Raw genomic sequence first — 24,609 nt, forward strand, 5'->3', positions numbered from 1 at the left:
GTGAAAGCAGATAGTAAGATACCCACTGTGCCAATCTTTGGCATCCGGGTATCCAAAGTCGATATGAAAGCCACTGTCTCCTATTTGACGGAAGCAGTAAGAAACCGTGAGCCGCATCAGGTGATTACAGCCAATCCGATTATGGTTATGACCGCTCTGGATAACCCCGCTTATATGGAAATTATGAAGTCGGCGGAGCTGGTGGTGCCGGATGGAACTGGGGTTGTATGGGCAGCAGAGTATTGCCATGAGCCTGTGGCTGAACGTGTTGCAGGCTTTGATCTTTTACATGAATTGCTGCATCAAGGCGAAAGCTACAACTGGAAGGTATATCTGCTGGGTTCTACACCTGAAGTGATTGGTGAGACGGCCACCCGCCTGCAATCTCAGTATCCGGGTATCATTATCGCAGGGTATCATGACGGATTTTTTGGACCGGAAGCAGATGAAGAAATCTTGAATACGATTAACCAGGCTCAGCCTGATCTGCTCTTTGTCGCCAGAGGGGCCGACAGCCAGGAACCTTGGATTGCCAAATATAAATCCCGGCTGAACATTCCGGTTATGATGGGCGTTGGCGGAAGCTTTGATGTAATCTCGGGCAAGAGCCGCCGGGCGCCAAAAGCCTTCCAAAAACTCCGTGCAGAATGGTTATACCGTCTTCTCAAGGAACCTACCCGGTACAAAAGAATGCTTGCGCTGCCGAAATTCGCAGTAAAAGTGCTGCGTGAGAAAGATAAAGTGACAAAAGTTTAGTGAAATACAGATATTTACCGTGAAAATCCCTTCAGCAGCCTAAAAACGGAATTGGAATTTGTTTTTACTTCAGCGTATAATTCAATGCGGTAGAGAAATGGGGGTCGACTGATCAAATGCTTATCATATACATCGCCGGATTTATTGTGTGCATGGGACTTGCACTGCTTTTGACACCAGTGGTGAAGAAATTCGCTATCAGGATTGGTGCGACAGATGTGCCGAATGCCCGTAAAGTGCATACGAAAATTATGCCCCGCCTTGGCGGATTAGGTATTTTCCTGGCGTTTGTGCTCGGCCTGCTTGCCGTATTGCCAATCATTCCTTACGAGTTCACTACGCGAGAGGCTAATTTCATCAAAGCACTGCTGTCAGGCGGCGGACTGATCGTTCTTATCGGCGGGCTGGATGACCGGTTCGAGCTTTCGGCAAAGGTGAAATTGGTAGGCCAGATTGCTGCAGCCTGTATCGTTGTTTTCGGATTCGGGATTACCGTTGATTTCGTTAACATTCCATTTCATAATACGTACTCCTCTTTGGAGAGCTGGATTGCCATTCCGCTGACTATCTTCTGGATTGTCGGTGTTACGAATGCCGTTAACCTGATTGACGGGTTGGACGGGCTTGCTGCGGGTGTGTCCGGTATAGCAATTGCTACAATTGCAGTAATGGCATTTTTGATGGGCAACACTATGGTTGCACTTCTTTGTCTGCTGCTGCTGGGCAGTATTTTAGGCTTCTTGTTCTTTAACTTTCATCCCGCCAAAATATTTATGGGCGACACCGGCTCGTTATTCTTGGGCTTCTGCTTAGCACTGCTTGCACTGCTTGGATTCAAGCAAATTGCAGTTGTATCGTTTATAACACCACTTTTAATTATCGGAGTTCCGTTATCGGACACCTTTTTTGCCATCATCCGGCGGAAGCTGCAGAAGAAACCGATTTTTGCCCCGGATAAAGGTCATCTGCATCACTGTCTGCGCGAGCTTGGCTTTAGCCACCGCCAGACGGTGCTGATCATTTACGGTATTGCCGCTTTCTTTGGAGTACTCGCTGTTATTCAGACGTCTGCGTCTCTGAACGAAGCGAACTGGGTTACCTTCGTAGTAATTTGCGTAATGCTCTTCTTTCTGCAGATTGGGGCAGAGATCACTGGAGTCATCAGCAAGACCAAACGTCCTGTGCTGGACTTCCTCTTAAGAATGCGAGTGAAGCTCAGTCCGGAGCGCGGTTCCAAATCGTAACAGCTATAATTGACATCATGCTATTATCTTCCTTCTCTGACAGAACTCATCCTTTTAAGGATGGGTTTTTTGCTTTTTTTCTAAAAAATTCTGTAGCAATGACCGATAAAGAACAGAGTGAAGAATAACGAAATATGTACTCAAAGGAGAGATATACACATGTTACGCTTTAAGAGACCATTCGTTTGGCTGCTGCTGGCGGCTCTGATCGTTTCTATGTTTCCAGGCAAATATACGCCCATAGCGGCAGCAGCGACCACGACTTACTTCAGTCCGGATGATCTCACGCTACGGAATACAGCGGCGCTGCAAATGGAAGTAGACGGTTCTATCACAAGAGACACTGCATATAAGACTAGTGCTCCCAATTTTTCCATTACAGGTACATATGCACAGGTAACAGCCTCTACTATGAAGGTTACTGTACAGCAAATGACCCAGAGTGGGGGTAAATGGGTGACCGATGAAACACATACAACAACTGGTGCGGTAACCACCGACACCACAAACCCGGATAACCGGTTTATTGCAAGTGGACTCACATTGTTTACAGGTTTTAATAAAATCACCTTCTCAGGGATGCAAGGCTCCTTGCAGCGCTCTGAATCATTTTATGTTCTTTATGATAAGGTTCCTTTTATTTCGTCCCTTCAGGTGCTTGGAGGCGGTCCTACTGCCATCAACTTGAATGAGGGAACTAAAGTCGTTGTGCCGAACCAGCAAATTACACTCCAGGGTAAAGTAACGAATGCTACGAAGGTGGGTGTGTCTCTGAACGGGGGCTCTTCTTTGCAGACCTCTTTGCTTGAGGATGGAACCTTCTTCACTCCGGCGCTTACGTTGAAATCTGGAGAGAATACGCTGGACATCGTAGTGCAGAATGCGGCTGACTCGATTTCAATCAAACGATCAGTGTATTATTTTGACACCAACAAGCCATTTACTGATTTGAGAATCCTTCATGGCACATCGGGCTCAAAAGATATAGCTTATAATATCCTTAATAACGTTCCTACGTTGACAGCACCAGATACTACTGCGAAGATTATGGGCCAGGTGCTTTTGCCTTATAATGCGAGCACCAAGTCCTTTAAAGATGACAATGAAGTGAAAATTAACGACACAGTGGTTCCGGTTAATGTGCTTGAATCTTATGATGTCGCAGCTGACGGCACGGTATCAACGGTTGCTGGTACAACACCGCAGAACGAGATTATCATACCTGCTCCGGATGGTGTAACACCTCAATACCGACTGGTTACCTTTCAGGCCACTGCTCCGTTTACGCTTACTGCAGGAACATCCACTGTAACTGTGGGAATCAAGTATGGCACCTATAATACGTCGGTAAAAGAATCGTATAAATATTTACCGGGCGAGACCGTCATTACGGATATGTACTATCTGTCAGGGTATAATGGCGAGGCTGTTGCCAGTACAGCACTTTCCAGGCTGGCTTTAAATGGTGCACAGGTCGAGAAGCCTACTTTTTATATTCTAGTCAAGTCAAGTGCTGTTCCAACCCAGAATTTGGTAGCCTCTTACCTTCCTCTGGGTGCCTCGCTTACATTGGAGAAACAGACTAGTGTCACAGGGCTCGCTACTAATGAGGCTGTATATAAGGTTGTTGGGTTTTCAAATGGACAACAGAAGGTGAAATTTCAATATTCAGGTTCGCAATCCTTCTACAATGCAGACATTGCTTATGTCTCTAAGAACTACATTTATGTAGCCAACTTGAATGATGGTCAGACCTATACGTTTAGTTCCGCCACCGCTTCTAATAATTTGCCAATATCAGGTGAATACATCGGATTTGAAAATATTAGCAATGCGCAATTTTTTGTGAACGGAATTTCGAATGACAAGTTGACTCCACCGATTACAGGCACTAGTTTTGAGCCGACAAACAATCCGAAATTCTCCTTTAATTTGCCAATTACCTCTTCGGGGCCGCTGGTTTTCGGTGAGAACAAGATTGTGTTTGTGGGAACCTCTATGGATAATGTAGGGAATAAAAGAGAAGTGCGCAAAGAGCTCAAGATCTATATCGTAGATACCAATGTTTCCAACCTGTCGCAATTTCATCCTATGGTATCCAAAGGTAGAGCCTCGCTAACCCACACTGATATTAAGGAATACAGCGAGAAGGAATTGAACGATATCCTGGGATTGACTTCAGATTTCACGTATAAGGACGAAAAGTTTATTACAAGTCAAACCAGCTATGATATCGTCTTAAGAGGTGGAGCGGCAACCAAACTGAACTTATACCAGGGTTCGGAGCTGTTTTTTTCTTTAGATAATGCAGTTCTGGGCAGTACATCAGTTAAGAAAGGCCCTGAGCAATTTACTTTTAAAGGAAAGACATACTACTATGATTTCGTCGGCAGCAGCACGGATTTCATTCTGCGGATCATGGATATTCCGGCCGAAACTGCTGGTAGCATCGTTTATAATCTGGAGCTGATCAATGAAACCGGCGCGCGCACTAATCAACGTATGGAAGTGGAACGGCAAGTTTCTGCATATCGCGTTCTGTCTCCAGTAGCAACCGTTGGATCACAGATCGTCGTCAACAAAAACTTTGTCCGCTTTGATATTGAGGCTGAGGGTGCAACTAAAGTCATGATTGATAAGTTTGAAGCTGTAAAGCGTTCAGATTTGCCCAACAGATTCACCCTGGACTATGTAGGGTTGAAGCCGGATAAGGCTACAGCAATCAAAATTCAGATCGTGCGTGCCGGCTCAACTTTAAATGATACCATTAATGTGTATTACGCAAGTGCAGTACAAATAGACACGCAGTTCATGGCTGAGAAAGTGGCAGCTAAATATAGCGTATTCAACAAGGCACTGGAGCTGTCATTCCCGAAAGGAACCTTAATGAAAGGTTACACCACTTCAGGAGCGGCTAAATACTATCCGGATACGAAGCTGTTGTTCGGTATTGCAGACCCGGTAGATGGTGTCGTTGAACGTAAGAATGACTACGGAAATACGATTAACGTAGATGCCGATGCCCGCACGCCAGGAGGCCTTAGCACATTGTTGATTCCTTCTGACCTGGTATTGCGGTTCAACTCAACAGTGGAAACTAATAATTTCTCCCGGGTATCCGATATTTATTGGCTAAGCGGCGGACTTGGAGAGAAAGGCATTAAAGGTGACGCTCTTTATAAGCCGGCTACCAATGGTATTGCTCCATACTCAATAGAAGGTGATTTTACGCAGATTGAGGCAGAACGTAAAATCGTTCCTTCTCAGCGGGGAGAACTCACACTAACGTTTAATCCGAGTATTGTAGACGAAGTGGGTACTTCAATCACAGTGTTCCGTTATACGGACTCCGGACAGTGGGAGAACATCGGCGGAGAGGTTGACACGAAGAAACACACCATTACAGTACCATTTGATCAATTTGGTTACTACACGGTAATGAAACTGCGCCGTGGGTATACAGATATCACTAATCATCCTTGGGCAAGAAATATTCTTAATGGTCTATACTCCAAAGGAATCATGGAGAATCTGCGTTTTGACCAATTTGGAGCGGATGATACAACAACACGCGGTGAATTCGCTACTCTGCTGGTCAAGGGACTGAATATTCCGTTGAACTACAATAACAGCCAGCAAACTTTCTTTGATATTGTACCGGAGGCAGTTTCCACCACATGGGATTTCAAGCATATTGAGACAGCCGCGAGAGCAGGGATCATTACGGGACTAAGTGATGGATTCTTCGGTCCAGACCAGCCGCTGACAAGAGAGCAGGGGGCGGTAATGATCGCAAGAGCGCTGAAGCTCAAAATGTCTTTGAACGATGCCAAGCTTCTGACCAGTCTTAGCAAGTCATTTGTTGATTCAGGCACCATGGACTTCTATTCGAGACCGGCCATAGAGGCAGTATCCAAAGCGAAGATTATGGAAGGCAGCGCGGTAACAATTTCTGGCCAAACCAAGCCTGTATATAATTTCAATCCAAAGGGCAAGCTGACTAGAGCGGAAGCGGGTAAAATTGCCGTGGCTCTATTACAGAAGAGCACGAGTATCTTCCCGAAAAACTTCAACTAATGCTGCAATAGTACAGCAGGTCCGCGAAAACTGTTCGCGGACCTGTTCTTTTGTAATAAAATTACATACCGCTGACATTAACTTTGTATTCTGCATCGTTTTAAGTTACAATAACTTAGAAAATATTATTTTCTGAAAGGTGAAAGCCATCGATGAAGCCGATTTTATCAAAAGCACAGTTGGATTACATGAAAGCCAAAAATTCGTTTGAGAATAGAGCAAAGGTTTTGGAAAAGGAAATTGCCGCAAAGCGGGCACTGCAGGAAATTACGCAAGAGCTTATGGAAGAGCTGGTGCAGGCTACGGGGTTCCATGACGCATATAATGATCTTGTGATTGCCGAGAATGCTTTAATTGAGTGGTCCCATACCACAATCAAGCACGAGAAGACCTACCGCGATAACCGCGAGGCAATAGATACCATGTATGAGAATGTAAATTCCAGCACTGAGAAACGTCAGGAATTGATCCAACTTTCAATGAAGATTCGCTAGTCCATAATAGCTATAGAGGAAAGCGCCGTTTCCGGCGCTTTTTGTTTTGCCCTTAGAAGCGGCGATATGGGCTGTAGACAACGAATGATTTTTATTTGCTAACAAATATTGCTTAATGACGTCTTTAAAGTCTCTATGCTATACTGATTTCCGTAGCCGCCCAACATTAACAATAGTTAGTAGAACATACATATGTATCTTCTATTGGAACAAGCTCAGGGCAAAATTTGAAATTATTTTTTGAATAAAGCGCAACTTTCTCAAAACTTTTGCGTTTAAGGTGTAGAGTCACTTACACAAGGCACATGTTGAACGGCTTTAGCGGCTAAAGAACATTGCCGAATGGAAAAATTAGCTTTACGTGACTTGAGGCACATTGTATAATACTTAGGTAGAATTAGGAATCTACTATTGTTGTGCCTAGAATTCATTTACAAGTTTCTGTGATACCCGTCACAGACATTATTTATACTTAATATGCTCAACTCGGGAAAGGGGGTGCATCGGCTAATGAGTGACATGAGCTACCCAACTAAAGAAAATTCTCAGTTCATGAATGTCCAAGGAGGAGAAAAAAAGGTTATGAAGAAAATTTTATCCGTAGCATTATCTACAGCAATGGCATTCTCGATGTTTGCCTCTGTAGCGTTTGGTGAAACTGCAACAACTCCACAAGCAAAATTTGATGCTTTGGCAGCTAAAGGTATCCTTAACGGATACGAAGACGGTCAAGCTCATCTTGAAAGAGACCTGAATCGTGCTGAATTCGCTAAGATCATCACTAAATTGTTCAATCTTACTGAAGTAACCGGTAAACTGTCTTACAAAGACAAAGGTTACACAGCTAGCCTCTGGGCAGTTCCTTACATTGAAGCTGCTACTACAGCAGGCTTTATGAAGGGTAAAGATACTGTAAAAGGTATCTTCGACTACAGCGGTAAAGTAACAGTTGAAGAAGTAGCGACTGTATTGTCTCGCGCTTTGAAACTTGAGCAACCAACTACAACTGATAACTCTGCATCTGCATGGGCTAAGGGTTATGCTCAATCAGTTCTCAACGCAGGCCTTGTTCCTCAAGGTACTAACTTCAAGGCTAACGCTACCCGCTCTTTGGTAGTAGAAGCAGCTTATGCAGTTAGCAACTTGACTAGTGCTCCAGCTATCAAAACTGTAGAAGTTTTGGATGCTACAACTTTGAGCGTAACATTTGTTGACGGCAAAACTGCTGAAATCAAATTGACTACTGCTCTTGTAGCTGACAAAGCAACTGAAGTAAGCTTCACTTACAACGGTTACTCCTACAAATACACAGTTACATTGACTGCTCCGCAAGTTAAATCCGTAACTGTTCTGAATGCTAAGCAACTTCAAGTAGTATTCAACAGAACTGTGGATCAAACTTCTGCAGAAACAGTAGCTAATTATACTTACCAAACCAATGGAATGGCTTCCGCGGTTGCAATTCCTGCTAAAGGTTCTAAAGGTAATGCAACTGATGGAACTGTGATTGAATTGGGATCTGACAAGAGAACAGTAACAATCACAACACAAGCTAATTTGAATGCAAGCCTCGGTGGTGTTACTGCCGGAACTCCTTTCAAATTTAATGTGAAGAATGTTAAAGATACTAGTGCTGCAACAGTTGCTGATTTCAATACAACTTTGAGTGTAACTGATTCTGTAGCTCCAGTTCTTAGCGCTGCTAGTGCAACTGCTAAAACTACTACAAATGTTGTTACATTGACATTCTCTGAACCAGTAGATCCTACAGGCGCTATCGTTTATGTTGGTGGAGTTGCTGCAACTTCAGTTGTTGGTTCCACACCTACAACAATTAAAGTAACAACTAGCCAAACTTTGACTGCTGGAACATCTTACGATATCAGCGCACTGAACTTCAAAGATTATGCTGGTAACTTCTTGAATCCTAACCCAACGGCTTTGTCTGTTACTGTATCTTCTGACATTGTAGCACCAGTTGTTCAAAGTGTAACGGCAGCTCGTGATAACAAATTGGTAATTAATTTTGATAAGTCTATTGATTCAGCTAGTGTGCAAACTGCTGGAGCAGTAAAAGTGCTTGATGGAAATGGTACTGCCATTTCACTTGATCTTTCCAAGATCACTGTTGATGGCAAAACATTGAATGTGGGTCTTCCTACACTGCCATTTAACACTTCTGGTACTTTCACTGGAACAGTAATTTTGACTGATGCAATTACTGATACTTTGGGCAATGCTAAAGCGACTTCGAGCCATGCGATTTCTGTGACTAAAGACATTGTTGCTCCAGTAGTTCAGTCAGCTTCTTACACTACTAGCAAAGTTTCCAATGGCGAAATTGTAGTGAAATTCAGCGAAGATGTTGCTGCGATCGGTGCGACTACTGCATTCACGTTAATTAACTCGAATGGTGTTGTCGTAGCTTCCCCAGCTCTTACTGGCCTGTCTTCCGATGCTGATGATGCTACACAAATTCGTGTCACTACAGGAACTTCTTTGTCCGCAGGTACTTACACTCTGCGTGTAAATAGTGGAGTTGCTAAAGATCTGTCCAGCCAATCCAACACTAACGGTGCTGCTGTCCTCACATTTACAGTAGGGGCATCTTCGGATTCCGATAAGCCAGTTGTATTGACAACAACTGCTGCAGCTAAAGCAGCTACAACTTCCAAATCTGGTTCGTCAATTGCAATCACGCTTACTGACAACATTGGTTTGGATCTTGCTTCTGTACAAAGCGTAAGTAACTACCTGTTGAATGGTAAAGCTCTTCCAGTAGGTGCTTATGTTACTGTAAACGTAACTGCTGGTACTGAAAGTTCTGCAACAGGTGTGACTGCAACAATTAATCTGCCTGCCGGATCTGTTGCTGAAACAGCTAACTACACACTTAATGTTACCAATGTTAAAGATAAAGCTGGCAATATCGCTAACGCTGTTGCTATCACTGGTCTTGCCTTGGTTGATGATGTGGCTCCAACATTGAAAACTGCAACGATCTCCAGCAATGGACTTATCGTTCTTGGATTCACTGAATCTGTATCTGGAGTTACGGCTGCAACTTATGAGGACTTCGAATTCTTGATCAATAATATTCCTGTGACTGGTGCGCAACTGAAAAACATTGCTACCTTCGTTCCAGGTACTGGTACAGATGCTGGTAAATATGTTGTGACTCTGAAACAGACAGTAGTAGACGGACGTCTGTTCTTGGATCTTGATAACAACGGTACTTATTCTGCTGGTGATATCTCTATCCAAACAGGATCCACTGCTACTAGCGGTACTGCATTTGATGTAAACAAGGTAACAAGCTTGACTGTTAAGATTACTGCCACTGCTTCTCATGTAACTGACTTGAGCACATTGGCTAACCCAATCACTACTGGCACAAGCATCTCAGTGAAATAATACCTTTCACTTAAGCTTCAAATTAAGGCAGAGAGCAGTAATGCTCTCTGCCTTTTTCTTTATCACCATTGCGATCATGAGTTGAAAGGAATGAGCCACAAGCCAATGAACAAACTCACTAAAATATCTGCAGTGACCGCAGTTATTGGTATTGCCCTTGTTGCAGGATCAATATTTAATCCTTTTGCCGAAGGGGCTAGTGTCGGATCGCAGCCAGGGACGGCAGATGATCCGGTGGTTACCAAGAGCTATGTTGATCAACAAATCCAGAAAGCCATTCAAGGCGGCAGTATTGCAACTCAAGTGCCTACTGCTACGGCTACTCCGGCAGCAACTACTGCACCAACGGCAACACCAGCTCAAAATGCGGGTAACGAGGCCAAAATTGTTGACGTAAAACCTGGACAAATTTTGATTGCCGGGGCAGGTGCGGAATTTATCGTTCGCGCAGGTAAAGCCGTTATTTATTCGAATGATACTAACGGTGTAGCAGATTTAACGGATGGTACTGACCTTGCTAACGGAGTGTCTGCTCCTTCCAATCATTTGTTGTCCTTTCCCCGTGAAGGTCGGGGTATAGCTGTTCAAGATGGACAAACATTAGGTTTGGTTGTAATGGTCCGTGGAACATATACCTTGAAATAAACAATATTCAGGTTAATCCTTATGGTATTTAAAAATTTTATTTCCTATAAAATAGAATGTCCTTTTATTAGGTGCAGTATACTTCGGCACTCATTTCCACAGTTGACAAAGATTAAAGTGATTGAGACTGGCGGATTTCGCGTACAATACTTCCTGTAATCTTAAAAAATTTTCAGGAGGTGGCGTTATCATGACACGTACAAACCGTACAGTGGTACCGGAAAGCCGGGCAATGCTGAAACAAATGCAGTATGAAATCGCTTCTGAATTTGGTTTATATGGCGCTTCATATGGTGGTGGGGCAGATACAGAATTTGCATCGGAGCTTGGAACAGTTAGTGGCGGGATGGGCAGCAGATTATATTTAGGACACCTCACTTCCCGCGATAATGGATCTGTAGGTGGGGAAATAACCAAGAGACTTGTGAAGCAGGCTGAGCAGTCTCTTTTTCAATAATTTCGAAGCGTGAAGAGACTGGCTCCAATTGACAGCATCCGGCAAATAAGTTAATATGACTTTTGAGGAAAGCCATCAACCTTTTCCGTTTGGGAAAGGTTCGTTTTTTGAACTTATCCGATTTTATTTCTATGGCCTGTTATTTATTAAGGAGCCCCCTTATGCAGTGTCAGACTAACAATATGGGAGGTTGTTGTAGTGTCTATTAAAGGACGTCATTTGTTTACTTCCGAGTCCGTAACAGAGGGGCATCCCGATAAAATCTGCGATCAGATTTCTGATGCGGTGCTGGATGCTTTTTTGGCTAATGATCCTAATGCCCGTGTGGCCTGCGAAGTAGCTGTTGCAACTGGCCTAGTACTGGTGATTGGAGAAATTAGCACCAAATCTGAATATGTGGATATCCCGGCGATTGTACGCAATACGATCAAGGAAATTGGCTATACACGCGCAAAATTTGGTTTTGATTATAATACATGTGCAGTTTTAAGCTCGCTTAATGAGCAGTCGGCTGACATTGCCCAAGGGGTAAATGCTGCGCTGGAGAACCGTGATCCTGCACAGGTTGCTGAAGAAACTGCCAATATTGGTGCCGGCGACCAAGGTCTGATGTTCGGTTTTGCTACCAATGAAACTCCTGAATTAATGCCGCTGCCGATCGCTTTATCTCACCGTATCGCCAGACGTTTGTCCGAGGTTCGCAAGGATGGAACGTTGGAATATTTGCGTCCTGATGGTAAGACACAGGTTACGATTGAGTACGATGGTGAGAAGCCGGTGCGTGTAGATACAATCGTTGTATCGACCCAGCATGCCGAAGAAATTTCGCTTGAGCAAATACAGGCTGACATCAAAGAGAATGTGATTCTGCCAGTGGTTCCTGCTGAGCTGCTTGATGAGAATACTAAATATTTCATTAACCCGACAGGACGTTTTGTTATTGGTGGTCCGCAAGGTGACGCCGGTCTGACTGGACGTAAGATTATTGTCGATACGTACGGCGGATATGCCCGTCATGGTGGCGGTGCCTTCTCGGGCAAAGATCCGACCAAAGTCGACCGGTCCGCAGCTTATGCCGCGCGTTATGTAGCCAAGAATCTGGTAGCTGCGGGTCTTGCTGATAAATGTGAAATTCAACTGGCTTATGCAATTGGTGTAGCTAATCCTGTCTCGATTAATGTGGATACATACGGAACAGGCAAAATCAGTGAAGAAAAATTGGCCGAGCTGATCAGCCGCAACTTTGATCTTCGTCCAGCCGGAATCATCTCCATGCTGGATCTGCGTAAGCCTATTTATAGACAAACTGCAGCATATGGTCACTTTGGACGCACCGATGTCGACCTTCCATGGGAACGTGTAGACAAAGCCGAGTTGCTGAGAGCACAAGCGGAACTATAGGGTTGTCTGTGTTTTCAATTTTCCGCCGCTAAAATATTATATAAATGCCTGCAGGACGGCCCTCCGATTGTTGAGGCTGCTTCTGCGGGCTTTTTGGTGTGTCTATAAATGGACTGGACTGAAGAGTTCCTGGCTGTATCTCAATCTAGAAGTCTTCTAAACTTTGGAAGCTCTTTTGCCGAAATATAAGAATATATGTAAAAACGAAGTTATGGCTTGAGAGGAGTCTATCACCGCATGAAAAGAAAAATCACCATATTGGCGGCACTCATTCTGGCAGGAGATTTAGTCTTGGGGACTGTGTCTTCATCAATTGGAATCGGAACACCGGCAGTTTTTGCCGCGAGTGAATTTGGCATAACCGCAACTTCACCGGCTGCGGGAGAGACGAATATAAATATTGCTTCCTCAATCAAACTAAGCTTTGACCGTGTGGTGAACCCGCAGAGTGGAGATATCACTATTACCCCATCAGGTTCGGGTACGCCGTTTGCTACAATCTCTGTTGGCAGTGCCGGACTGTTTGGCAGCGCCAAGGACTATGAAATCAAGTGGGGAGCAGGTAAGCAGCTAGAGCCCAATAAGAGTTACACGGTATCCATTCCCAAGGGAGTGTTCAAGGATGGTGCAGGGGCAGAATCTGCGGCGACTTCCTGGACCTTTATCACGGCGCCGGTAAACAACCCATCTCTTGTTGCCAGTGACTACTCACCAGCGAATATTTCGCGGGTAGATGCGGGGGCATTGACGCAGCTCAGTTTTAAAGTAAACAAGAGGCTCCAGCGGGGCGGCGGTTCTGTTAAGCTGATCTCTTCAGCGAATAATTCCCTGATTCAGGAGTTTAAGATCAAAGACGGCGAACCCTGGGTGGATGTCCAGACTGACGAGGTTTCTACCACAGTAAGACTAACACTGGCGAGTAAGCTTGCCGTTGGAAGCTCCTATTATGTATTAGTTGACAATTATGCGTTAAAAGATGATGAGAATAAGACCTTTTCCGGGATCTCCAGCGGCAGTGTATGGAGTTTTTCGACTAAGGCTGCTGGAGTGAATGTGTCGGTTGCACCAGCCGGTGGCTCTACAGGAGTGTCTGCTACTGGTGATCTTAAGCTTGCTTTTGACCGTCCGATGATGCCTGCATCCGGAGTGATCTCACTGACACCTTTGCTATCGCCAGGCAGTACAAGATATTTCAACGTCAATTCTTCGGCAGTTACAGGCGGGGGAACCGGTACTATAACGCTGGGTGCTGCATCAACTGCGAATCCGCTGCAAGAAAACACTTTTTATACGGTAACCATCCCACAAGGGGCTTTTTATGATCAGGATGGTAATTTATTTCCCGCGTCGGGGACGTATACTTGGAGCTTTACGACGGCTAAATTAACAACCTTTGGCATCCAAGCGCTCAGTCCGGCGGACCGCAGTGAGGCTGTAAGTCTCAGTCCGAATATCAAAATCACGTTCAATCGTGATGTCGTTTTGAACAATACGGTTGCAAATCCTGTAGTTCTTTATAAAGGGGATGGAACTAAGCTAGCCTCCACTTTAACGGCAGGGGCTACGGCGACTGAATATATTATTACCCCTGCTGCGGCGTTCGATAATAATATGACTTATTATATCGACATCGCAAACGGTGCCTTTGTGGATGCCAAGAATAATCAGGAGGTCTTTGGCGGGATTAGCGGCAAGAACAACTGGAGCTTTAAGACGGCTGCATTGGATAAGACAGCCCCTGTATTGTCTGCAGCACAGATGGATAATAACCGCACCATTCGTTTGAGATATGATGAAGCCTTAAGTGCCGGTGCCGCGCTGCTCCCCTCGAGCTTCACTGTGACGGTTAATGATGAGAAACGTGCGATTGACAGTATCTACGTTCAGGGAGACAGTGTTTTTGTTACGCTTGGTACAGGTGTGGCTGTGGGACAGATTGTTAAAATCAGCTATACGGGCGGTTTGCGGAACATTCAGGATTTGAGCGGGAACAATGCGGCTGCCTTCTCACTGCGTCAAGTCACAAATGGTGTTCAATCTGTATTGTCTGTGCCCAAAGACGGAGTGCTGTCTTCCAAAACAGTAGTTTTGAATTTTAACGATGTTCTAAAGGCGGTCTCGCCTAATGCTTACAGCCAGTTTAATGTATATGCGGACGGCTATTCGCTTGGGGTTAACTCTATCAGCTCCAGCGGTGGCACTGTAACCCTTGGTTTGAACAATGAAGCAACAAGTGCACAAACGGTTCGCGTATCCTATTCCGCAGGCTCTTATCCGCTTCAGGATGTGAATGGCTTGAATATAGGGAATTTCAGTGATTTTTATATCCGCAACGCGGCGGATACAACTCCACCTCTGTTTCAAAGTGCTACCGGCTCAGGCAAAAATATAGTACTGACCTATAATGAGGGGCTGTCTTCAACGAATCTGCCGATGAACAGCCAGTTTTCTGTACTGGTGGGCAGTACGCCAAATTATGTAACGTCTGTTTCGGTAAGCGGCAATCAGGTGACCTTGACGCTTCAAAGCAATCTGGTTGCTAACCAGGCGACTACCATCTCCTACGTGCCGGGGACAGCGGGAATTAGCGACCTTAACGGTAACCGTGCAGCCTACATTAACTTGCAGCCATTGGGGGTTTCAGCGAGCAGTGGTACATCCGTACCAGATATCAGTTCTGCGACAGTAAATGGGGACGAGCTCACTGTAACCTTTAGCAAAACTATGCAGGCGTCCAACACAACGAATGCCAGCCTGTTTGGAGTCAGAGCGGACAGCAGCAGTATTGGAGTACAGTCCTATTATCTCTCCGGCAATACCCTTAAATTAACACTATCCAGCATGATAAAACCGGGTCAAACGGTCGATTTATCCTACATGTCCGGTTCGGCTGCAATTAAGGATCTGAGCGGCAATACGCTTGCTTCATTTAGCGGGCTTTCTGTGCAGAATCTGACAGGAATAAGCTCAGCGACAGCAGCAGGACGTCCGTCTTACCTGGGCACACTGGCAGCCAGTGAGTTTGGAAAAGAATACGCGCTGCTCAAAAGCGACTCGGCGACACCGGCAGATGACCGCTCGATATACAGCCAGTCAGTAAAAAGATACAGCCTGACCGCCGACCGTCTGACCGCAAGTTATGATTATTTAATCAAGCTCGGAACTCCGTCTTTAGCGTTTGAAGTACCTTCAACAGAATCAGCAGCTTATGTGACGTTGCCGCTGAAGCCACTGCTGGATGCAGTGAATCGTGATAAAAAAGCTGAAATCTTAATACGCTATGGAGATAACTTATACAAGCTCGCGCTGAATGATGTGGATATGACCGGTCTTGCCGCCACCTTAATTGCGGACAGCCAGAATATCTCGCTTGTTCTGCGGCTCGATAAGGTGCCAGCCGGTACGTTCACACCCTTTGAACAGAAGCTTCAGACTCAGGGACTGCGGACGATAACCGGACTTGTGGATATCCGTCTGTCCGCTGCGGTAAGCAGCAATTACACCAATGCCAAGGCACTGAGTGTACCCGCTGAGTACACCGTGCGTACAACGTCTACTCTGAACAGTGATCAGACATCAGCCGCCAGACTGGATCTTGCTTATTATGATGCGGCCTATCTTCCTACCAAGCTCAGCTCGTCAGGAAGCTATACTGTAATCCGTGCTAATATGGTCGGCAACCAGGTTGTGGGAACGTTCCTCTCCACGCGGAGCTTTACCGACATGACCAATCACTGGAGTAAAACCATCGTGTCTCAGCTAGCTGCCAAAAATATCATCGACAGCAGCTATGGCAGCACCTTCAACCCTGAACAGAAAATTACCCGCTCCGAATTTGCTGTTATGCTTAGCCGTGGTCTGGGTCTGCTGGGAAATCGTGAGACAGCGCAGAGCTTCAGGGATGTGCAGACCTCCACACAGATTGGTGATTATATAGGTGCAGCGGCCAAAGCGGGGATAATTACCGGAAATACAGATGCAACATTCCGCCCCAATGATAATATTACTCGTGAGCAACTGGCGATTATGATTATCCGGGCTATGGAGTATAGCGGCAATCCGGTAACTTTGAATGGCACCCCAACATCCATACTAGCTGCCTTCAAGGACCGTGCCAGAATTCAAAGCCAAGCCGCTGAATTTGTAGCCAAAGCGGTGCAGCAAAAAATTATCCTGGGCATGACCACTACTAAATTTGACCCGCAGGGTAATGCTACACGAGCTCAAGCTGCAGTGATGCTACAGCGGATGCTTACGACTGCAGGATATTTGTAGATCAAAATATTTGCCTGGAGGTCCCGCTATTGCGGGGCCTTTTTTTATAGTCAAAACCCCACTTTGTGGGGTTAATTTGCGTTCTCCAGACGATTCCAGCAGGGGCCCTTTTTGGCTTTAATCTAGTAATATTCGCAACTTTTCGTGTGAAATTCAGTCTATTAATGGTATAGCGGGAAACTAGGAACATGTTCCCAGACTTTGAGAGATTCTTGTATTAAAAAAGAGATGGGAGAGTTACGCCGAAATGAATGAAGTTTTTATGGAGAAGAAACGCGTAAAGCAATCGCGGGGACCACAGAAGCTGCATGCAAAAAAATGGATCGCTGCCTCACTGGCAGGAGTGCTGTGGATTATGCCGGTCATCGGCAGTGAAGGCATCCCGCAAATTAGTCCCGGGCGTGCACCTGTGGCTCACGCAGCGGCCTCTTTTTCTGTGACTAAGCTGGGTGAAGAGGTAATCACTTCCGGTGCTATGATGATGAAATATAAATTCACAACGGCCCGTTCCGGCAAAACAGCAACCGGGCTGGCGGATGTAATTCGGGTAGATCTCAACAACCCTTATGTATCCCTTGATGTAATGACCGGTAAGGACGGGAAATTAACGACGCGGCAAAGCACAGGCGGCATGGCCAAAGAGACAGGAGCCGTTGCTGCTGTGAACGGTGACTATTTCAATACAGGGGGCGAAGGCGCACCTATCGGCGGTCAGGTCTCCGGTGGTGTTGTTGTATCAACACCCTCGCAGCTTGATGGGATGTACGCTTTTGCCGTGACCAAAGACCGGAAGCCAGTGATTGACGAGTATTCATTCGAAGGTCTGGTAACCGCAGAGGACGGATCACAGTTTCCGTTATCCGGTATCAACAAGGGAGCGTACAGTCCAGAGGGCGGCAGTTCCATCTATAGCCACGCCAATGCCGCATACATATATACGGATGCTTGGACCGCGCTGGATCGCCCGAAGAACAGCTCTACCACTCCTACGGAGGTATTGGTGGAGAATGACGTGATTACCCAGATCTCTGCGGATAAGGCTTTACCTATATCTGTGCCAAAAGGAGCCTATATTTTGCGGACACACGGGCTTGGGGCCGCGTTCGTGAAGAATCATCTCGTTGTTGGGCAGAAGCTGAGCAGTGTCTACACCCTGCGCTCCAAAACTACACAGCAGGAGCTTGACCCGGCATCCGTGCAGATGATGATCGGGGGACACACTATTCTGGTGAACAACGGTAAGGCGGCTACGTTCTCCCGCTCCACATCCAGCATCGGGGGATACCGCGCTCGCACGGCTCTGGGCTATTCGCAGGATGGCCGATATGTGTACGTGATAGCGGTGGAAGATAATGCGAACAGTGCCGGCATGTCGCTGACTGAGCTGCAATCCTTCATGACAGGCATCGGAGTCTGGAAGGGAATGAATCTGGACGGAGGCGGCTCTACAACCATGGTGGACCGGCCGCTTGCTGAAACCTCGACTACGCTGACCTTCAATACTGAGTATGGCACGGAACAGCGCAGCATCGTCAACGGACTGGGGGTCTATACCTCGGCTCCGCAAGGGGAAGTGAAAGGGATCAAGATTAGCGGCAGCTCTGTGCTGCTGATCGGACAAAAGGCAAGCTATTCATTAAAAGGCTATGATACTTACTATAATCCAATTGACGTGGCAGCCTCCAGTCCAGTCTGGTCCTCAAGCGGCGGCAGTGTGACGGTAAACGGTGGAGAAGCTACCGGAGTTAAGCCGGGAACTGTGAATTTGACGGCCACTAGCGGTGCTGCCAGCGCTTCTACTAAGATAACCGTCCTTGGCGGAGAGGATATCTCTAGCCTCACTGTCGGCACAGCGACGGCTCCGCTTGCGGCCGGTACCTCCGTATCCGTCCCGGTAACCGCTGTAGCCAGCAGCGGAGCGACGCTTGCGGTCCCGGCATCAGCGCTGAAGTGGGAATTCATAGGCTTTAAGGGCAGCGTGCAGGATGGCAAGCTGACGGTTAATTCGGTAGATTCGGGCGTGACTACAGGATATGCTATCGCCCGCTATGACGGCTTCAGCACGGCGGTTGTGTTGTCCACAGCGGCAGCTACGGCGTGGGAGGATTTTGAGAATGTGAGTTACCCGATTGCGTTCACGTCCAATGTGAGCGGTGTCGTGGGAACTGCAGCTATCCAAGCAGGCAGTGCTGAGCGCGCAGGCTCCAAGGTTCTGTCCCTCAGCTATGATATGACTGCAGGCAGTGGTAAAATGTACGCTTATGCCCAATTCAACGGGACAAGCGGCAAGACTATTCCAGCCGCAGCAACCTCCATGTCGCTGGACGTTATGGGAGATATGAGTCTAAACTGGCTGCGCGCTGAAGTCGTAGACGGAAGCGGCAAGACATCCTATATAGATCTGGCCAAGGTGATTGACTGGAATGGCTGGAAGAGCCTCAATATTGATCTCTCAGGCTCCGGTATTAAATTCCCGGCAACCCTAAAGCGGCTATACGTGGTGAATGTGGAGGAAGGCCAGGATGAGCGGGCGAAGACAGGAACGGTTGCTTTTGACAACTTGTCGTTTGTAATGCCGTCGCTGTCCAGCGAAGTCGGACTTCTGAAGGGCACAGCCGCAATGAGCATCGGCTCCAAGTCAATGACAGTGAACGGCACCAAACGGGCGATAGATGTTTCGCCAATTGTCAAAGATGGAAGCACTTATGTGCCGATTAAATATGTATTGGATGCTTTTGGCGGCAATGCGGCATGGAATCCGAGCACTAAAAAAATAATGGTGCTTCGCGGAGCCAAGGTCCTGGATCTGACTGTGAATAAAGAGGAGTTTGTGCTGAACGGAAAACGCCAGGGTGCCGAAGTTGCGCCTGTAATCTTGCAGGGCAGGACTTTAGTACCTCTTAGACTGGTATCGGAGCAGCTTGGATTGACTGTAAAATGGGAACAGAAAACGAAGACCGTAACTATCGAATCGTGATATGGTAATATTAATGGAAAGCCATTAATACGATCCGATAGAAATGGGGCAAGCATCCGTGGAATTTCAAGCCGATGCGATAGATCGCGTCATTAAGAATACCATCGACGTGATGGAGAGCAGCAAGTATCAAATATTTGAAATATTGCAGGTTGCACGGGATGAGCTTGTTGCGCTCAACAAGGAACTGCAGCGGGTTATGGATGAAACGGATGAAACATTGAAAAAGGTAGACAAGCTTGAGCTGCAGTATCACCGCTCCCGTATCCGGCTGACTGAGGTCAGCCGGGATTTTGTCCGCTATTCCGAGAGGGATATCCGGGTCGCTTATGAGAAAGCAACGGAGCTTCAGCTTGAACTCATGATGACGAGAGAGCGGGAGGTCTACCTTCGGAGCAGACGGGACGAGCTGCAATTGCGGGTCCGCAGCGTAGAAAATTCAGTAGAGCGCGCAGAGGCAATTGGCTCTCAGATGAGTGTGGTCCTGGAATATTTATCTGGAGAACTAGGACAAGTGACGAGAATTGTCGAATCCGCGAAAAACAGACAGATGATCGGCCTCAAGATTATCCTGGCTCAGGAAGAGGAACGGAAAAGAATTGCCCGGGAAATTCATGACGGTCCCGCTCAAATGCTGGCGAATCTAGTCCTTAGGACGGAAATTGTTGAAAGAATGCTGGTGAAGCAGGAATTTGGGCTGGTGCAGGACGAAGTATTAGACTTGAAAGGTCAGGTGCGGTACAGCCTGGAAGAAATGCGCAAGGTAATTTTTAATCTGCGTCCGATGGCGCTCGACGATTTGGGACTGATTCCGACACTGAGGAAATATGTACATGATTACGAGGAGAAGACGAAGATCCGCACCTCTTTTGAAACAAGGGGGAAGGAGCACCGGCTGTCCTCAGCTATGGAGGCGGCGGTATACCGTCTGGTGCAGGAAGCTTTGTCCAATGCGGCAAAGCATGCATTTCCCAGCTACGTTTTGGTGGAAATTACCTATCAGGCGCAATTGATCAAGATTGTCATCAAGGATAACGGGTTAGGTTTTAATGTGAAGAAGGTAAGCGAGCAAGCCAATCGGGAGAGCTTTGGGCTGGTGGGCATGCGGGAACGCGTGGAGCTGCTCGAAGGAAGAATGGAAATACTGTCAGCCGAGAATCAGGGCACAACAATCGTAGTTCACATTCCGACGAATGTAGAGAAGGGAAGGGAGTAATGTGATGGAGAACCAGATCTCTGGCAAGTCGCCCATAAAAGTTCTTTTGGCCGATGATCATCAGTTGTTTCGTGAAGGACTTAAGCGGATTTTGAATATGGAGGAAGATATCGAGGTCATTGGCGAATGCGGTGACGGAATCCAGGTGCTTGAATTTTGCAATGAAAACAAACCGGATATCGTGCTGATGGATATCAATATGCCGGTGGAGAATGGTGTCGAAGCCACGCAAAAGCTGCGGGAAATGTTCCCCGATGTCAAAGTGATTATTTTGTCGATTCATGACGATGAGAGTTATGTATTCGAAACGCTGCGTAAGGGTGCGAATGGATACTTGCTGAAGGACATGGAGGCCGAATCGCTTATTAATGCAATCCGTTCCGTCTGTGAAGGCCATGCGTTCATTCATCCAAAGGTAACAGGTAAGCTGATCAATCAACTGCGGCGCATGACTTATCTCAATGAGACGGGCGCTATTGCTGAGACTGCAGTCAAGGAAGCTGGCGTCAAATTTGTCGCAGGCGACAATAATCCGCTGACCCGCCGTGAAGCAGAGGTTCTGCGGCTGATGGCTGAAGGCAAGAGCAATAAGATGATTGGCGAATATCTGTTCATCAGTGAAAAGACGGTCAAGAACCATGTTAGCAGCATCCTGCAAAAAATGGAGGTTGACGACCGTACGCAGGCTGTAATTAATTCGATAAAATATGGCTGGGTAACATTATAGACACAGGGCTTATGTTTTAAAACATTACATATAATGCTTGCAGCCGCGCTGCTGCAGTTAAAGTATTGTTTCAGTCTTCGGTTATAGGGAACCCACAATATTCGTGGGAAAGTGCAGCGAGGCTGCATTAAGCGGGGATGGTTGGCCGTAAGGCGGTCTTGGGCAGTCACCGACCTTTGATCACCGGCATATAGTGTCGGTATAAGAGGAGGTGTATCTCTATGGTAGCCCAGTTAATCTGGATTGCGGTCATCTATGCTTTTGCGGTGTTGCTGGTTCATGTTCTGCATAACCGGGAGCAGTCCCCGCAGCACATTCGGTCGGGGAAGCGGCTTCATTATATTCTCATTACCCGAAATCATGAATATGTGGTGGAATGGTATATCAGAGCGCTGACTTTTTATGCTTTGCTGAAAGGGAAGCTGCTGCAAGTAACCTTAATCGACGATGATTCGAGTGATGGAACATTGGCGGTAGCCTCTAGGCTGGCCCGCAGCGGTTCAGGACTGGAATTTGCTCCGGCCATACGCACCTTACAGGCGGGGAGTGAACCGCAGATGGGAATTGTGTTGGATTTGCGCGAGCCCGGGCAACCGGTTCCGCTGCCTTTTCTGCAGATGCGGGGAGCAGGGGATGCCAAGCAAAGCGAGGCGAACAATCATAAAAAACGCAAGTGATGCAAGAAGCGGGTGAAGCACACTCTCGAAAATTCGGGGAGTGTGCTTTTTTGCGTTGCTACATAACCTTTTGGGGGCGGAATGAATGAAAGCTGCTGTGTATGCTGTGGACTGTGATGGACGCTGGAAGGTATGGATTACGCTGGATATGCGTGTGGATAGCCTATGGTGGAGCGGTACTGGACAAGAGCACGAAGGCTGGAACAGCGGGGCGGCAGACAAGCTGGTGCTGTTATCTCCATCCCTCCCTCTTGGCTGGGCGGTAAAGCTGCGTGAGAGCTTCCAGTCAATTCAGACGATGCAGGAGTGGAAGGAAGAGGACTGGGCACAGTATATCGCAGAGGTGTTGAGTATTGAGCTTCGGGAAGAGCGGGAGAAGGGAGGGCAGTGGGATAAAGGCTGGATTTATGAAGGGATATCTATCTGTCCGCCATTCAGGGAAGGGAGCTTTCAATTCAGCCAGAGCAGCCGTGGGGAGGCAAGGCCTGAATGGATTGCTGAAGATCGAGCTTCCGACTTGGTTAGAGGGCATTCAGAGCTGGAACATGGATGGAAGGAGAGCGAGGCTACAAAGCAAACCGTTTCTATGAAAGTGGAGAGTGCAAGAGAGCATACAAATTTGCATAGTAAGGCTATGGTACAAGCTGATTACGCGGAGGAAGGCATAGGGCAATTAACACTTGGAGCAGAAGCTGACCAGTTGGGCAAAGCGCTTGCGGGCCGCTCGCTGCTCCAGCCTGAAGCGGAAGCGCTTCTGGCGGAGGTGCTTCCGGAGCTGGCCGGGTATTGGCGGGCCGCAGCGCAGCTCGCGCATCTGCAGGGGCGGCTGAGGCTTGAGGCCGCCGTCAGGGCTCCTGCGCTGCGCCGCGCAGGACCCGGCTGGGCCGCGCGCCTCTTGCAGGCTGCGGCGCTTCGCCTGCCCCGGCGCGGCGCGGCCACCGCCCGCCGCGCGCAAATGCGCTGCCTGCGCTGCGGCAGCGCCGCCACCGGCCGCACGGCATGCGCCGCGTGCGGCCTTGCGGGCTGCGCCTATTGCGAGGCCTGCCTCGCACTCGGGCGCAGCCGGGCTTGCGCGCTGCTGCTGCGCAGCGCGGCGTCGCCGGCCGTGCAGTGCACGGCCGGCGCTTCCCCCACCGTGGCGGCACGCCGGTGGGGGCTGAGTGCGGCGCAGGCGGGGGCCGCCGGCGCTGCACTTGGGTTCCTGGCGGAGCCGCGGCAGCGCTCCGCCGCCAAAAGCCCAGAGCGGTTCCTGCTCTGGGCGGTTACGGGAGCGGGAAAGACAGAGATCACTTTCCCGCTCCTTGACGCAGTGCTCGCTGCCGGAGGCCGGGCGCTTGTCGCGACGCCGCGACGCGACGTCGTGCTGGAGCTGGCGCCGCGGCTCGCACGGGCCTTCCCGGCGGAGACCCTCGCCGTGCTGTACGGCGGCAGCGCAGACCGCTGGAGCGATGGCCGGATCACCCTGGCCACCACCCATCAGTTGCTGCGCTTTCACCAGAGCTTCGATCTGGTCATACTCGACGAGGTAGATGCATTTCCCTTTCATAACGATTCAATGCTGGCTTATGCCGCTGAGCATGCCTCCAAACCGAGAGGCTCGTTCATCTATCTGTCTGCGACACCTCCCAAAGAGCTGCAGCATCTGGCCCGTTCCGGCAAGCTGCCGCATGCCAGGGTACCAGTACGGTTCCATGGTCATCCGCTGCCGGTCCCCCGGCATTTGGAGATGGCCCCGGTACAGCAATGCCTGAAGCGCGGATTCCTTCCCCGAGCACTGCTGGAGGCACTTCGCAGGTCATTCACACGCCAGGCGCAAATTTTTCTGTTCGTATCGCGGATTGCCCACATTGAGGGAATACTGACCCTGCTCCGGCGAAACTTTCCCGGTACTGCTATTGAGGGCACCTCCTCCCAGGACCCGGCGAGAGCAGAGAAAGTTGCAGCCTTCCGCAGCCGCATAGTTTCTCTCCTCGTAACCACCACCATTCTCGAACGGGGCGTTACGGTTCCCCGCAGCGATGTATTTATTCTGGATGCGGACAGCGGCCTGTTCGACGAAGCGGCTTTGGTCCAGATGGCCGGGAGAGCCGGACGCTCCAAAGACGACCCGGCGGGAACAGTAGTTTTTGCATCGCCGCAGTGGACGAGATCACAGAGGGGAGCAATCTCGCAGATCCGCACCATGAATACTATTGCCCGCAGGCAAGGTTATTTGAGCATAAGTAAGCCTCACCGGAGAAAATGAAAAA

The 24,609-nt window shown here is 48.0% G+C and carries 14 protein-coding genes; all 14 read left to right on the forward strand.

Annotated elements, in window-relative coordinates:
• The 14 genes from B212_RS0129885 (at position 1) to B212_RS0129950 (ending at position 24,605) form a co-directional block, all read left to right on the forward strand.
• Positions 1–756: a WecB/TagA/CpsF family glycosyltransferase gene (locus B212_RS0129885; RefSeq protein ID WP_019915039.1), complete on the forward strand. Its 756-nt coding sequence runs from the start codon at positions 1–3 to the stop codon at positions 754–756.
• Positions 757–872: 116 nt separating this feature from the next.
• Positions 873–2,000: a glycosyltransferase family 4 protein gene (locus B212_RS0129890; RefSeq protein ID WP_019915040.1), complete on the forward strand. Its 1,128-nt coding sequence runs from the start codon at positions 873–875 to the stop codon at positions 1,998–2,000.
• Positions 2,001–2,159: 159 nt separating this feature from the next.
• Positions 2,160–6,077, forward strand: coding sequence for an S-layer homology domain-containing protein (locus B212_RS0129895; protein ID WP_019915041.1), 3,918 nt, complete (start codon positions 2,160–2,162; stop codon positions 6,075–6,077).
• Between the two features lie 152 nt (positions 6,078–6,229).
• A complete protein-coding gene (locus B212_RS0129900; RefSeq protein ID WP_019915042.1) occupies positions 6,230–6,571 on the forward strand; it encodes a hypothetical protein in 342 nt (113 codons plus the stop codon).
• 510 nt (positions 6,572–7,081) lie between these two features.
• The gene (locus B212_RS0129905) at positions 7,082–9,985 is read left to right on the forward strand and encodes a beta strand repeat-containing protein (RefSeq protein WP_019915043.1); all 2,904 of its coding nucleotides are present in this window, start codon (positions 7,082–7,084) and stop codon (positions 9,983–9,985) included.
• A gap of 105 nt (positions 9,986–10,090) precedes the next feature.
• On the forward strand, positions 10,091–10,630 hold the full coding sequence (locus B212_RS0129910; protein WP_028531115.1) for a hypothetical protein: 540 nt from the start codon (positions 10,091–10,093) through the stop codon (positions 10,628–10,630).
• Positions 10,631–10,820: 190 nt separating this feature from the next.
• Complete coding sequence (locus tag B212_RS0129915; RefSeq protein WP_019915045.1) at positions 10,821–11,087, forward strand: alpha/beta-type small acid-soluble spore protein; 267 nt, start codon at positions 10,821–10,823, stop codon at positions 11,085–11,087.
• A 198-nt stretch (positions 11,088–11,285) separates the two neighbouring features.
• Positions 11,286–12,488 carry a methionine adenosyltransferase gene (gene metK, locus B212_RS0129920; protein ID WP_019915047.1) on the forward strand — a complete coding sequence of 401 codons (1,203 nt, stop codon included), beginning with the start codon at positions 11,286–11,288 and terminating at the stop codon, positions 12,486–12,488.
• A 237-nt stretch (positions 12,489–12,725) separates the two neighbouring features.
• Entirely contained in the window at positions 12,726–16,763 is a 4,038-nt protein-coding gene (locus B212_RS0129925; RefSeq protein WP_019915048.1) for an Ig-like domain-containing protein, read from the forward strand.
• A gap of 247 nt (positions 16,764–17,010) precedes the next feature.
• Positions 17,011–19,740: a stalk domain-containing protein gene (locus B212_RS0129930; RefSeq protein WP_019915049.1), complete on the forward strand. Its 2,730-nt coding sequence runs from the start codon at positions 17,011–17,013 to the stop codon at positions 19,738–19,740.
• A 58-nt stretch (positions 19,741–19,798) separates the two neighbouring features.
• Positions 19,799–20,956, forward strand: a complete 1,158-nt coding sequence (locus tag B212_RS0129935; RefSeq protein ID WP_019915050.1) for a sensor histidine kinase — start codon at positions 19,799–19,801, stop codon at positions 20,954–20,956.
• A 4-nt stretch (positions 20,957–20,960) separates the two neighbouring features.
• Entirely contained in the window at positions 20,961–21,683 is a 723-nt protein-coding gene (locus B212_RS0129940) for a response regulator transcription factor (RefSeq protein WP_019915051.1), read from the forward strand.
• Between the two features lie 221 nt (positions 21,684–21,904).
• Complete coding sequence (locus B212_RS33535) at positions 21,905–22,360, forward strand: hypothetical protein (protein WP_019915052.1); 456 nt, start codon at positions 21,905–21,907, stop codon at positions 22,358–22,360.
• 85 nt (positions 22,361–22,445) lie between these two features.
• On the forward strand, positions 22,446–24,605 hold the full coding sequence (locus B212_RS0129950; protein WP_019915053.1) for a helicase-related protein: 2,160 nt from the start codon (positions 22,446–22,448) through the stop codon (positions 24,603–24,605).
• The last annotated feature ends 4 nt before the right edge of the window (positions 24,606–24,609 follow it).

This window comes from Paenibacillus sp. HW567, assembly GCF_000374185.1.
Lineage (GTDB): Bacteria > Bacillota > Bacilli > Paenibacillales > Paenibacillaceae > Paenibacillus_AQ.

Bases quoted from the DNA above. Each gene is read 5' to 3' on its own strand.
- B212_RS0129890 (WP_019915040.1), top strand. From the start codon at position 873: ATGCTTATCATATACATCGCCGGATTTATTGTGTGCATGGGACTTGCA.
- B212_RS0129895 (WP_019915041.1), top strand. From the start codon at position 2,160: ATGTTACGCTTTAAGAGACCATTCGTTTGGCTGCTGCTGGCGGCTCTG.
- B212_RS0129900 (WP_019915042.1), top strand. From the start codon at position 6,230: ATGAAGCCGATTTTATCAAAAGCACAGTTGGATTACATGAAAGCCAAA.
- B212_RS0129905 (WP_019915043.1), top strand. From the start codon at position 7,082: ATGAGTGACATGAGCTACCCAACTAAAGAAAATTCTCAGTTCATGAAT.
- B212_RS0129910 (WP_028531115.1), top strand. From the start codon at position 10,091: ATGAACAAACTCACTAAAATATCTGCAGTGACCGCAGTTATTGGTATT.
- B212_RS0129915 (WP_019915045.1), top strand. From the start codon at position 10,821: ATGACACGTACAAACCGTACAGTGGTACCGGAAAGCCGGGCAATGCTG.
- B212_RS0129925 (WP_019915048.1), top strand. From the start codon at position 12,726: ATGAAAAGAAAAATCACCATATTGGCGGCACTCATTCTGGCAGGAGAT.
- B212_RS0129930 (WP_019915049.1), top strand. From the start codon at position 17,011: ATGAATGAAGTTTTTATGGAGAAGAAACGCGTAAAGCAATCGCGGGGA.
- B212_RS0129940 (WP_019915051.1), top strand. From the start codon at position 20,961: ATGGAGAACCAGATCTCTGGCAAGTCGCCCATAAAAGTTCTTTTGGCC.
- B212_RS33535 (WP_019915052.1), top strand. From the start codon at position 21,905: ATGGTAGCCCAGTTAATCTGGATTGCGGTCATCTATGCTTTTGCGGTG.
- B212_RS0129950 (WP_019915053.1), top strand. From the start codon at position 22,446: ATGAAAGCTGCTGTGTATGCTGTGGACTGTGATGGACGCTGGAAGGTA.